This window comes from Paenibacillus sp. FSL H8-0048, assembly GCF_038002825.1.
Classification (GTDB): domain Bacteria; phylum Bacillota; class Bacilli; order Paenibacillales; family Paenibacillaceae; genus Paenibacillus_AQ.
This window is the reverse complement of record NZ_JBBODF010000001.1, coordinates 3,816,707-3,829,166: the sequence shown is the minus strand read 5'-3', so window position 1 is coordinate 3,829,166 and position 12,460 is coordinate 3,816,707. Positions and strand designations below refer to the sequence as shown.

The following is a 12,460-nucleotide window of genomic DNA, read 5'->3' as shown; positions in this document are numbered from 1 at the left end:
TCCAAATGTTCCTCGGAATGACGACTATAACCACCCCAGAAGTGAAGGGTTCAAATCCCTGCCGCCCCGAACCCGCGCTCTAAACTAATCTAAATGAGGTGTCCAAACGTGTCAGAAGCGTACAAGAAAGCCGGAGTGGATATTGCGGCTGGCAATGAAGCAGTAGAACGCATGAAGAAGCATGTGAAGCGCACATACCGCCCAGAGGTAATGACGGAGCTGGGCGGCTTCGGCGCCCTGTTCGGCCTGAATAAGGACAAGTACGAAGAGCCGGTTCTCGTATCGGGAACAGATGGTGTGGGCACGAAGCTGAAGATCGCGTTCGCGGCTGACCGCCACGACACGATTGGCATCGATGCGGTCGCCATGTGCGTGAATGACATCGTGGTACAGGGCGCTGAGCCGCTGTTCTTCCTCGATTATCTGGCCTGCGATAAGGTTGTGCCGGAAAAGATTGAAGCCATCGTATCCGGGATCGCGGAAGGCTGCCATCAGGCGGGCTGCGCGCTGATCGGCGGCGAGACTGCGGAGATGCCCGGCATGTATGCGGCGGGCGAATATGATATCGCCGGATTCACTGTCGGCGTGGCCGATAAGGCGAAGCTGGTCACCGGAGCAGACATTGCTCCAGGAGACACAGTTATTGGACTGGCTTCGAGCGGGATTCACAGCAATGGCTTCTCGCTGGTGCGCAAGCTGCTGCTGGAGGAAGACGGTTACGGCCTGGATGAGGTTGTACCGGAGCTGGGAGCGCCGTTGGCAGACGTTCTGCTGGCCCCGACCCGGATCTACGTGAAGCCGCTGCTTGCACTGCTGGAACAGCTTCCGGTCAAGGGCATGGCCCATATTACCGGCGGCGGATTCATCGAGAATATTCCGCGCGTATTGCCGGAGAATGTGAATGTAGAGATCAACTACGGCTCCTGGCCGATTCAGCCGGTCTTCACTCTGATGCAGAGCAAGGGGCAGGTCAGCAACCGTGACATGTTCACCACGTTCAATATGGGCGTAGGGCTGGTGCTGGTAGTGGCAGAAGCGGACGCAGAGCGTGCGCTTGCGCTGCTTAAGGCCAGCGGGGAAGAGGCTTACCGGATCGGCACAGTTACTGAAGGAGAGCGCGTCGTTACCTTCACGGGAGCTGAAGTCTGATGGAGTGGGGCCGAATCGCTGTCTTTGCCTCCGGAACAGGCAGCAATTTCGCTGCACTGGTCCAGGCACAGCGGGAGGGCAGGCTGGGCGGAGGCAGCATAGAGCTGCTGGTCTCGGATAAACCGGAAGCGCCTGTAGCACAGCGGGCAGAGGAGGCAGGAATTCCTGCTCTGCTGCTGCGGCCGAAGGACTTCGCGGGCCGGGAGCAGTACGAGGCCGCGATTGTTGCTGAATTGCAGCGGCGGAACATCGGACTGGTGGTGCTGGCCGGCTATATGCGTCTGGTCTCCCCGGTTCTGCTCGCACCGTATACCGGACGGATCATCAACATTCATCCTTCGCTGCTGCCGGCGTTTGCCGGGAAGGACGCCATCGGGCAGGCGCTGGAGTATGGCGTGAAGCTGACGGGCGTGACCGTGCATTTTGTAGATGGAGGCATGGATACGGGAACGGTGATTGCCCAGCGCAGCGTGGAGGTCCAATCTGGAGATACCGCCGAATCGCTGGCTGCACGCATCCATCAGGTTGAATACGCGCTGTATCCTGAGGTAGTGAGTGCTTTTGCCGCCGGAAAAGTAGAATTGAACGGAAGAATGACGACTATTGCCGATTAAGCGAAGCTGTTGTATAGCTACCTGTGTTGACTGTTGAACCGGACTGATTTCGACATTTCAGGCAAACCCCGGCCGATTCTGATATTTCTCGGGAAATACTGCTGGAGCGTCAGAAATTGACGTAAGCTCTGGCGGCTTGGCCTGAAATTGCGAAAATACAGGTTTGCTGGCGTAAAGACAGAAGCACAAATAGCAGGACAGAAACACCAGGAAATTCTAAAATAATAGTTTGTTCTGCAGGATTCATCGCTGCAATCATCCGGAGTTCATCCGACAATCATCCACAGGTACAAGGTAATACTAATTTAAAGGTTTAGTATTCCCAACTCAATAAGCTAAGCTGCTGGAACAGGTGGATTTTCTCCATCTAATCTGGCTGATATATGCGGTTAGCGGAGCACAAGTGGAAAAAGTACAACTAATCCGGCCTCAATCGAATGATTGACCTTATCTGGCGTCATTTAAGTGTACATTTTCCAACTACTGCCCCGCTACGTGCTTCCCCGCCGAAATTAGATGACAAAAATCCAACTAAATCAGCTGCACCAATGAGTGGGGGCAAGCCGTCTTCAAGAGCAGCTGATCCATCAAGTAACTCTTACAACACCCCAATAATCTAGCGTCAATCCAGAGGAGGACTATTCAAAGTGAGTATCAAGAGAGCGCTGGTCAGCGTATCGGACAAACAGGGCATCGTGGATTTTTGCCGCGAGTTGTCTGCATTAGGCGTAGAAATTATCTCCACAGGCGGCACCAGCACACTTCTCGCGAAGGAAGGCGTTCCGGTCATTGGCATCTCTGATGTTACCGGCTTCCCTGAGATCATGGATGGACGCGTCAAAACCTTACATCCAGCCGTACACAGCGGCCTCCTGGCCGTTCGTGACAACGAAGAGCATACCCGTCAGATGAATGAGCTCGGCCTTGATTACATCGACCTTGTCGTGGTGAATCTGTATCCGTTCGCGGAGACGATTGCCAAGCCGGATGTGTCTTATGAAGAGGCGATCGAGAACATTGATATCGGCGGACCGACGATGCTGCGTTCTGCGGCGAAGAACCATGCGTTTGTCAGTGTGGTGGTCGATGCGGCCGACTATGCGAATGTGCTTGAAGAAGTACGCGCCGGTGGGGATACAACCCTTGCAACCCGCAAACGTCTTGCGGCCAAAGTCTTCCGCCATACGGCGGCTTACGACGCCCTGATTGCCGATTATCTGGCGAATGTCACCGGTGAACCGCTGCCGGAGCGCTATACGGTCACTTATGAGAAAATCCAGGATCTGCGTTACGGGGAGAACCCGCATCAGAAGGCTGCGTTCTACCGCAAGCCGCTGGCGGCGCAGGATACCCTGACGGCTGCCGAGCAGCTGCACGGCAAAGAGCTGTCCTACAACAATATCAATGACGCGAACGCGGCGCTCCAGATTGTCAAAGAGTTCGAGGAGCCTGCCGTTGTAGCCGTGAAGCATATGAATCCTTGCGGAGTCGGCGTGGGCACTAGTGTCTATGAAGCGTATCAAAAAGCGTACAATGCGGACCCTACCTCCATCTTCGGCGGAATTGTGGCTGCCAACCGGATTATTGATGCGGACACGGCTAATCTGCTGAAGGATATTTTCCTCGAAATCGTGCTTGCACCGGGCTTCACCGAGGAAGCACTGGACATTTTGACCAAGAAAAAGAACATCCGCCTGCTTAAGCTTGGCCACCTCAGCACTGCCGCATCCCGAAAGAGCAGCTTTGTGGTCACCTCTGTTGAAGGAGGTATGGTAGTGCAGGAGAGTGATGTACATTCTGTGAATCCTGAGGAATTGCAAGTGGTAACCGACCGTAAGCCTACCGAAGAAGAGCTGAAGCAGCTGTTGTTCGGCTGGAAGGTCGTGAAGCATGTGAAGTCCAACGCCATCGTGCTGGCGGCTGACGATATGACGGTCGGTGTAGGTGCAGGACAGATGAACCGTGTCGGTGCGGCCAAGATTGCCATTGAGCAAGCAGGCGGGAAAGCGAAGGGGGCTGTGCTGGCATCAGACGCTTTCTTCCCGATGGGCGATACTCTGGAAATGGCTGCGAAGGCGGGCATTACGGCAGTGATTCAGCCGGGAGGCTCGATCAAGGACGAAGAGTCGGTTAAGGTTGCCAATGAATACGGCATTGCCATGGTCTTCACCGGCGTACGCCACTTCAAACACTAGCACGCTGGGAGGATCAGAGTCTTATGGATATTTTAGTAGTCGGCGGCGGCGGACGCGAGCATGCGATCATCTGGAGCTTGTCCCGCAGTCCCCGTGCCGGTAAAATCTACTGCGCTCCCGGCAATGCCGGGATTGCGCAGCTTGCGGAATGTGTGCCGATCGGCGTCTTCGAGTTCGATAAGCTGACCGCTTTTGCCAAGGAAAAAGAGGTAGGTCTGGTGGTGATCGGACCGGATGATCCGCTCGCTGCAGGCATTGTCGATGCCTTCGAAGCCCAGGATATCCGTGTATTCGGCCCGCGTAAGAATGCCGCAGAGATTGAGGGCAGCAAGACCTTCATGAAGGATCTGCTGCATAAATACAGCATTCCGACAGCCGCGTACGAGAAATTCAGCGATTATGAGACCGCCCTGTTTTATCTGCGGAGCCAAGCGCTGCCGATTGTCATCAAGGCGGACGGCCTGGCCGCAGGCAAAGGGGTAACCGTGGCGTATTCCCGGGAGGAAGCGGAGCAGGCCCTTCAGGAGATCATGGTCGACAAGGTTTTCGGGGAAGCAGGTGCGCAGGTAGTCATTGAAGAGTTCCTTGCCGGGCAGGAAATGTCGATTCTGGCGTTCGTGGATGGCGAAACGGTGCGGCCAATGGCTGCGGCCCAGGACCATAAGCCTGTATTCGACGGCGATAAAGGACCTAATACGGGGGGCATGGGTACCTATTCCCCGCTGCCTCATATCGATGAAGCGATCATCCGTGAAGCGGTAGAGACGATTATTGAACCGACAGCCAGAGCGATGGTAGCAGAGGGGCGGCCCTTCAGCGGAGTGCTGTTCGCCGGGCTGATGATCTCGCCGGACGGCAGACCGAAGACGATTGAGTTCAATGCCCGTTTCGGGGACCCGGAGACCCAGGTGGTTCTTCCCCGGCTGCGGAGCGATCTGCTGGAGATCTTCCTGGCTGTGACCGAAGGCAGACTCGCCGATATTCCGATCGAGTGGAGCGATGAGGCGGCAGTCTGCGTGGTCCTGGCCTCGGAGGGATATCCCGGGCCTTATCCGAAGGGAGTGCCGATCAGCGGGCTGGAAGACAGCGGCTCGGCACTGGTCTTCCATGCTGGAACTGCACGCAGCGAGGACGGCGGCTGGGTGACTACCGGCGGCCGCGTGCTTGGAGTGGTAGGCCTGGGGGCAACCATTGCCGAAGCACGTACATCAGCTTATGCCAGTGCGGAGACTATTACGTTTGCGGGTAAACAGAACCGCAGTGATATCGCAATGAAGGCACTGGTCTGAGGAGAAAGTCCCAAAAAAAGGACTGACAAGTTGTAGGAGAAGTGCTATAATACAACTCGTACGGGGGAAAATGTGCGGATATATACAGATAAAGGGTCTTTCCTTTCTAAGGAAAGGCCTTTTTTAAAATTGAAGCATTCATATGTTTCGCGCTACGAATGCTATTATAGTACAATAACAGCGATGCTTATGCGGATGTACAGTTACTGATTTAAGGGGGAATTAGTTTTGAGTAAGGTAGGAAGAAACGACTTATGCCCGTGTGGAAGCGGGAACAAATATAAGAAATGCTGCATGGAGAAAGACAGAGCCGCAGCCCAGTCGATGCTGCGGCTGGTTAACGCAGGAGATGCAGCTGCGCAAGCACCTGTAACCATCCCCGGCGTAATCGTGCAAGAGGAACAGCCGGCTACGGTAAGTGCTGCTCCTGCTGCGGCCAAGCTAACGCTGCCCAAGCTCAAGAAGATGGTGACGAAGGAGCTGAGCTGGGAGCATCCGGCCCATGAACAGCTGGCGCTGGAGCTGATCGAGCGTATGAGAGACCAGTATGACCGGGAGCTGATTCTGGAGGCACTGCTGCTGTGGAACGGTTTCTCCCGCCAGACCAAGCCGGCCGTGAAGAAGACAGGCTCCTTCTGTGCGGCAATCGAATACCTGCTGTCCGAGGAATACGGCTTCATGCTGTCGCAGGCGGAGCTGGCAGACAAATACGCGATTACCACGGCCACGATCTCCCGCAAGGTTAAAGAGATCTATAACTATGTCGAGGAATACGGCATGACCGGGGAAGCAGACGATTTGATGGCGCTGAACGGAGACGAAACTCCGCAGGAGAAGGCGCAGACCCTTCTGGCCCAAGCTATGGAGGCAACCTCTGCGAAGCGGCGGGTCCAATTGGCGGAGAAGGCGCTGGAGCTCTATCCGGACTGCCCGGAAGCCTACCTTATTCTCGCCGAGGAGACGGAGAATGAGGAGGACGCCCGGGAGCTGCTGAAGGCGGGAATCGCCGCAGGCAGACGGGAGCTGGGCGAGTCTTATTTTACGAAGCATAAAGGGTTCTTCTGGGGGCTCTATGAGACCCGTCCTTATATCCGGATCTGCCAGAGCTACGCGGAATCCTGCTGGTTCGGCGGTAAGGCGGAGGAAGCAACAGAGATGCTGGAGCATATTCTGGAGCTTAATAAGGATGATAATACCGGTGCCCGCTATCTGCTGACTGCTGTATATCTGTATAGCAACCAGCTTGAAGCAGCAGAGCGGATCATTAAGAACTACGGTGAAGAGGATGCGGCGGCGGCTTTTGCCTATGACCGGATTGTGCTGGAGTTCAAGAAGAACGGGATTACCTCGCAGCTCAAAATGCTCTACCGCATAGCCCGCGGAGTGAACAAGCATGTGCCGGATTACCTGCTGGGCTTGAAGCGGCTGCCGAATAATCTTCCGGATTTTGTCGGTATGGGTGATCCCAATGAAGCGATTGAATATGTAATTATGCACTCGCGCTTGTGGGCGAGCCTGCCGGACCTGCTTAAGTGGATGCTGAAGCAATAGACGCTATAGATGAATACCAGACACAGTCCTTCGGGGCTGTGTTTTTTTATGGAAATTAGGAGCGACCTCCGTGATTTCACCGCACACCGCCCATGTAATCGAAAAACCGACTACAATGGCGATGGCGGGGGTAGATGAGCGCCATGTAATCGAAAAACCGACTACAATGGCGGTGGCGGGGGTAGGTGAGCGCAATGTAATCGGAAAACCGACTACAATGGCGGTGGGATTGGGCAACATATAAAACCCCTTGCCAACTTAGTCTAATTAGACTATATTATGAATTATAGTCTAATTAGACTAAACTATCTGAAAAGAGGTCCTCCTAATGTTATTTATTACTGGAGCAACTGGAACTGTCGGAAATCGGGTTGTACATCACCTCAATTCTAAGGCTGTCCATTTCAAGGCCCTCACCCGGACACCGGAGAAGCTGATAAGCGATCAGAGCGATCATATGAGTGTCGTCACCGGCGATATCAAGGAGTGCAGCGTCTGGTCAGACAGCCTGAGCGGTGTGGAGACCTTATTCCTGATTCTGCTGGATGATGCCGAAGAGATTCTCCAGGCTGCCCGGGACAAGGGTGTACGGAACATCGTGTTTTTATCCTCAGCCTCCATCAACCGCTCGGATGCCGGTTACAATGAGAACGCCATGAAGCATAAGAAGGTCGAGGAGCAGATACAGGCGTATGGCTTTCGGTATGTGTTCATCCGGGCGGAGGCGTTCATGCACAATACCGTTTACTGGAGGGACCTTTTTAGATACAATAAGGGGACGATCCGGTTACCGGCCCTGGAGGCTAAGCTGGCCAGTGTGCATGAAGCTGATATTGCCGAAGTGATCAGTGAGGTAGTAGCGGATTTTGACAGATTCTCCGGGCAGGTCTTGACGCTCACAGGAGCAAATATTCTTAGCCAGCGGAACATATTGACGGAAATCTCCAAGCAGCTTGGACAATCGATTCAACTGGAAGAGCAGACGATCGGGGACTTCCGTTCCTATATGAGTAAGTACATCGCTGAAGAGTATATCACCCTTAGAGTCCAGGACTGGGAGTATAGCCTGAAGCACAAGCTCGCCGTGACAGATACGGTGCTGACGATTCTTGGCCGGGAGCCTTATACGTTCAGAGAATGGATTGCGGAGCATCTCGGTGATTTTCAATAAATACAGAAAGAGGAATTCACTATTATACCCTTACTTATACTGGGTCTGCTGAAGGATTGCGGACAATCCAGCGCTTATGAATTGCTCAGTGTCTTCAAGGAACGGGATTACCGCTACCTTATCCATATGACGAAGGGATCGCTGTATTACAACCTCCAGAAGCTGGCGGGTGAAGGCTTGGTCCGGCTGGTGGAGGTCGTTAGCGTGAACAACTATCCCGAGCAATACATCTACGAGATTACCCCGCAGGGTGACGAGCATTTCAAAGGACTGATGGCCAAATACTCGGTGCAGACGGACGATATTACGTTAGCCTTTTATATGACTACGCTGTTCGCCCACCAATATGATCCTGAGCAATTCAAGGCGGCTGTAGCGGTGCAGATGGAACAGACACGGCGCAAAATTGCTGAAATTGACTATGCGCTGGATGCCAAGCAAGATAAGATCTACGATACGGCCAAATCGATGATGAATAATGTCAGAGCACACCATGAACTCAACCTGAAGTGGTTTCAGGAGCTGCTGGAACAGTAGGACGGTGTACTCCCCATACTCCCTTTTATTTGCTGAATACAGCAGAGACAAGGGAGTATTTTTTTGTGCAAAAAACCTGACATGAATAAGCGTAAATGCGGAAGAAGCGGGTGTTTAACAGGGTAATCATGAGAAAATACCTGACATGGACACAGTTCTTTCACAGCTTGCGGAGAAACGGTAAAGGGATAAAGGGATTTTTTGCAGAAATAAGTCGAAAAGACAGAGAATAGCCGCAGGTAGAGCTTAAGGCCTGAGTCTATTGACATGGGGATGGGGGAGTTGTATGAAAGCATTAAGGAATATGGGGATTCGTAGCAAGCTGTTTTTGTCGGTGATTCTGTCTGTGGTGGTTATTTTCATAGCGGTGTCTATAGTGATCTACAGCAATGCCAAGCAGCTTATCGTGGACGGGCTGAAGAGCTCACTGACGTACGAGAAAGGGGAGATCGGGGTGCAGGTCAGTGACCTGCTGCAGCCTGCTATTGACAGTGTGGCGCTGCTCAATGCCAATGCCTATCTCCGCGATTTCATCCCGAGGGTGAAGGATGCGCAGACGCTGAAGACTACGGACGGGTACGCGCAGCTGATCCAGACGCTGAACCTGATCAAGAACAACAATAAGAATCTGCTCAATGTATACATAGGTCTGGATGCGGTGAACAAGGTGATTACCCAGGATGAATTCGAGCCTCCGGCAGACTATGTGCTGAAGGAGCGAAGCTGGTATTCCGCTACGGCTGCGAACAAGCGTGTTACCATTACCAATCCTTATATTGATGCCGGGTCAGGCAAAATGGTCGTCAGTGTCAGCACACCGCTGCTTGATGATTCAGGCAAGCTGCTCGGTGTGGCGAGTGCAGATATTTCGATTGAGCAGATTACAGCGGCGCTGGGCGCTTTTAATTATAAGGGCAGCGGCTATGCCGTGCTGATTGATGAGACAGGGACGTTCATCTACCATCCCAATCCGGATCATATCCTGCTGAAGAAGATGGCTGACCTGGGCGGATCGTGGAAGGCTGTTGGCGATAAAATGCTGCAGTGGGGCTCGAATGTCTTCCAGACAGAAATAGATGGCGAGCCCAGCTATGTATCCTATTCACCGGCTGTGGCTAACCAGTGGTCAGTCGCACTGATCGTACCGCAGAAGCATGCGGAGCTTGCGCTGAAGCACTTTGAGCTGATATTCTTCCTCTCGATCATTGCTTCAATTGCGGTGCTGTCTGTCCTGCTGTATCTGGTCTCGGGCAGTATCCTGAAGCAGATTCCGCTGCTCACAGCTGCGTTCGGGCAGGCGAAGGACGGAGACCTGTCGGTAAGGGCAAGAGTGACCGCGGGAGGCGAGATCGGGGTGCTGGCCGAGAGCTTCAACGATATGATTGAGTCGCAGCAGTCGCTGATTCAGGAGATTATGCACAGCTCGCAGAGTATCTCGGGAGCGGTAGGAAATACAGAGCAGAACGTATTCGTGCTGGACGGCAGCATCACCGATATCTCAGGAGTTACGGAGGAGCTGTCGGCAGGTCTGCAGCAGACCGCCGCCTCGATGGAGGAAATGAATGCCAGCACAATCCAGGTCAAGGCTGCGATCCATGGGATTGCCCGCAAAGCCCAGGAGGGGGCGGAAGCCGCCGGAGAAATTAACGTACGGGCGGAGCGGCTGAAGGAGAGAGCCTGGGAATCCCGCACACATGCGGATAGCGTGTATGGGCTTAGTGAAGAGAAGCTGCGCACGGCCATCGAACAGTCGGGGTCGATCTCGCAGATCAGCGCGCTTACGGGCGCCATTCTGGAGATTGCCGCCCAGACCAACCTGTTATCGTTGAATGCTTCAATTGAAGCGGCACGGGCCGGAGAAGCGGGCCGGGGGTTCGCTGTAGTGGCGGAGGAGATCCGTAAGCTAGCCGATAATTCGCGTGAGACGGTGACTGAGATCCAGGGAGTGACTGGAGCGGTTGTGCAGGCGGTGTCCAATCTGGTGGAGGCTGCGGAGAGTATGCTTGGCTTCATGGACAGCCAGGTGAAGAAGGACTACGATGCCATGCAGGAGACCGGAGAGCGGTACAGTGAGGATGCCAGGTATATTGAGGAGCTGGTGACGGATTTCAGCGCCACCTCGGAAGAGCTGCTCGCTTCCATTCAGAGCATGCTTACAGCGATCAGCGAGACAAGCAGTGCGACGAATGAGGGGGCGGAAGGAGCGGGGGCCATTGCTGCCGGAGCGGAGCAGATCATCGGGCGTTCCGGCAGCATCGTAGCGGAGATGGAGGAGATTAAGCTCAGCTCGGCGCAGCTGCTGAGTGCAGTGTCGAGGTTTAAGGTATAGGGGGCTGCGTTGAGCGGGCGGTCCGGCTGGTAGAAGCCGGACCGCCCGCTTGCTTATCGGCAGGGTGCTCCTGCGCTCCATTCCACTCTCAGTGGATGTTATGGTGTGTGGAGAGGACAAGGGTTGAAAAAAAGTCCTTGGAAGAGTATGTTACAAGAAGCGAAACGATAAGAAAGAGACAGTGAGGCGGGGAAAACATGAGAGAAGGCGAAAACCGGATCGTAGGAATGGAAGATATTGTACGCGCACACCATGTGCTGCGGGAGGTTATCGTCCGTACGCCGCTCCAGCTGGATGCGGTATTGTCGGCCAAATACGGCTGTAATGTATATTTGAAACGTGAGGATCTGCAGATTGTACGCTCCTTCAAAATCCGGGGAGCCTATAATATGATCCGCAGTCTGTCTGACGAAGACAGAGCCAAGGGCATCGTCTGCGCCAGCGCGGGCAATCATGCCCAGGGGGTGGCTTATTCCTGCAAGGCACTAGGCATCAAAGGCAAGATATTCATGCCTAGCACTACTCCTAATCAGAAGATTAAGCAGGTCCGGCGCTTCGGCGGCGAATTCGTCGAGGTAATTCTGAAGGGTGATACCTTCGATGATGCTTACGATGAAGCGCTGCAGGCTTGCATTGACCATAGCATGACCCTGATTCATCCGTTCGATGAGCCGCGTATTATTGCCGGCAACGGTACCATTGCCATGGAGGTGATGGAGAATCTGGACAAGCCTGCGGACTTCGTGTTCGTCACCATCGGCGGCGGTGGGCTGGCAGCCGGTGTAGCTACCTATATCAAGACGGTGAGCCCGGCAACTAAGGTTATTGGTGTGGAGCCTAGCGGCGCAGCCTCGATGATTGAGGCTATGGAGAGCGGCGAGGTGGTCACCCTGAAGGAGATTAACAAGTTCGTAGACGGCGCGGCGGTGAAGCGTGTGGGCGGCCTGACCTTCGATATCTGCTCGAAGCTGCTGGATGATGTGGTGAAGGTGCCGGAGGGCAAGGCGTGTACCACTATTCTGGAGCTGTATAACGAGAACGCCATTGTGGTGGAGCCTGCCGGTTCCCTCCCGATTGCTGCGCTGGACATGTACCGTGATCAGATCCGCGGCAAAAGCGTGGTCTGCATCGTCAGCGGCGGCAACAACGATATTGACCGGATGCAGGAGATCAAGGAGCGTTCCCTGATCTATGAAGGGCTCAAGCATTACTTCATGGTCAACTTCCCGCAGCGTGCGGGTGCCCTGCGCGAGTTCCTGACCGAGGTAGTCGGACCTGACGATGATATCACCCGGTTCGAGTACACGAAGAAGAATGAGAAGGAGAACGGCCCGGCCCTGGTCGGCATTGAGCTGATGTCCACCGATGCCTACGCCCCGCTGATTGAGCGGATGAAGCAGAAGGGCGTCGATTACGTGGAGATTAACAAGGATGTCAATCTGTTCAGTATGCTGATCTAATCTTATAGAAAACAGCCCCGTCCGGCGTGATTGCGGACGGGGCTGTTTCCCGTTTTAGGGGAATGTTGCAAGAAGTGCAGCAATACTGCCCCATAGAAGCGACTTATGCTGGAATCCTGCATGAAATGCAACAAAGCCAGCCCTAACTTGCACTAAACACCAGAA

The 12,460-nt window shown here is 54.1% G+C and carries 11 protein-coding genes; 10 read left to right on the top strand and 1 reads right to left on the bottom strand.

Features of this window, described 5'->3' with window-relative positions; translation table 11 throughout:
• Positions 1-108 precede the first annotated feature (108 nt).
• Positions 109-1,149, top strand: coding sequence for a phosphoribosylformylglycinamidine cyclo-ligase (gene purM, locus NSU18_RS16210; protein WP_341014667.1), 1,041 nt, complete (start codon positions 109-111; stop codon positions 1,147-1,149).
• Entirely contained in the window at positions 1,149-1,763 is a 615-nt protein-coding gene (purN, locus tag NSU18_RS16205; protein WP_341149536.1) for a phosphoribosylglycinamide formyltransferase, read from the top strand. The genes purM and purN overlap by 1 nt, the downstream gene beginning before the upstream one ends.
• Before the next feature lie 109 nt (positions 1,764-1,872).
• Here purN and NSU18_RS16200 read toward each other — a convergent pair whose 3' ends face one another.
• Positions 1,873-2,022 carry a hypothetical protein gene (locus NSU18_RS16200; RefSeq protein WP_341014665.1) on the bottom strand — a complete coding sequence of 50 codons (150 nt, stop codon included), beginning with the start codon at positions 2,020-2,022 and terminating at the stop codon, positions 1,873-1,875.
• Positions 2,023-2,410: 388 nt separating this feature from the next.
• Here NSU18_RS16200 and purH point away from each other — a divergent pair, with 388 nt between their 5' ends.
• From purH to ilvA, 8 genes are all read left to right on the top strand, one after another.
• Entirely contained in the window at positions 2,411-3,958 is a 1,548-nt protein-coding gene (gene purH, locus NSU18_RS16195; protein WP_341014664.1) for a bifunctional phosphoribosylaminoimidazolecarboxamide formyltransferase/IMP cyclohydrolase, read from the top strand.
• Between the two features lie 23 nt (positions 3,959-3,981).
• The gene (gene purD / locus NSU18_RS16190; protein WP_341014662.1) at positions 3,982-5,247 is read left to right on the top strand and encodes a phosphoribosylamine--glycine ligase; all 1,266 of its coding nucleotides are present in this window, start codon (positions 3,982-3,984) and stop codon (positions 5,245-5,247) included.
• A 228-nt stretch (positions 5,248-5,475) separates the two neighbouring features.
• Positions 5,476-6,798, top strand: a complete 1,323-nt coding sequence (locus tag NSU18_RS16185) for an SEC-C metal-binding domain-containing protein (RefSeq protein ID WP_341149535.1) — start codon at positions 5,476-5,478, stop codon at positions 6,796-6,798.
• A gap of 70 nt (positions 6,799-6,868) precedes the next feature.
• Positions 6,869-7,042: a hypothetical protein gene (locus NSU18_RS16180; RefSeq protein ID WP_341149534.1), complete on the top strand. Its 174-nt coding sequence runs from the start codon at positions 6,869-6,871 to the stop codon at positions 7,040-7,042.
• An 84-nt stretch (positions 7,043-7,126) separates the two neighbouring features.
• Complete coding sequence (locus tag NSU18_RS16175) at positions 7,127-7,969, top strand: NmrA family NAD(P)-binding protein (RefSeq protein ID WP_341149533.1); 843 nt, start codon at positions 7,127-7,129, stop codon at positions 7,967-7,969.
• Positions 7,970-8,506, top strand: a complete 537-nt coding sequence (locus tag NSU18_RS16170) for a PadR family transcriptional regulator (RefSeq protein ID WP_341151053.1) — start codon at positions 7,970-7,972, stop codon at positions 8,504-8,506.
• 286 nt (positions 8,507-8,792) lie between these two features.
• Positions 8,793-10,835: a methyl-accepting chemotaxis protein gene (locus tag NSU18_RS16165; protein WP_341149532.1), complete on the top strand. Its 2,043-nt coding sequence runs from the start codon at positions 8,793-8,795 to the stop codon at positions 10,833-10,835.
• Positions 10,836-11,032: 197 nt separating this feature from the next.
• On the top strand, positions 11,033-12,295 hold the full coding sequence (gene ilvA / locus NSU18_RS16160; protein WP_341014658.1) for a threonine ammonia-lyase IlvA: 1,263 nt from the start codon (positions 11,033-11,035) through the stop codon (positions 12,293-12,295).
• Positions 12,296-12,460: the final 165 nt, after the last annotated feature.

Coding starts and splice junctions, on each gene's coding strand:
- NSU18_RS16175 (WP_341149533.1), top strand. CDS start 7,127: ATGTTATTTATTACTGGAGCAACTGGAACTGTCGGAAATCGGGTTGTA.
- purN (WP_341149536.1), top strand. CDS start 1,149: ATGGAGTGGGGCCGAATCGCTGTCTTTGCCTCCGGAACAGGCAGCAAT.
- ilvA (WP_341014658.1), top strand. CDS start 11,033: ATGAGAGAAGGCGAAAACCGGATCGTAGGAATGGAAGATATTGTACGC.
- NSU18_RS16200 (WP_341014665.1), bottom strand. CDS start 2,022: ATGATTGCAGCGATGAATCCTGCAGAACAAACTATTATTTTAGAATTT.
- purD (WP_341014662.1), top strand. CDS start 3,982: ATGGATATTTTAGTAGTCGGCGGCGGCGGACGCGAGCATGCGATCATC.
- NSU18_RS16165 (WP_341149532.1), top strand. CDS start 8,793: ATGAAAGCATTAAGGAATATGGGGATTCGTAGCAAGCTGTTTTTGTCG.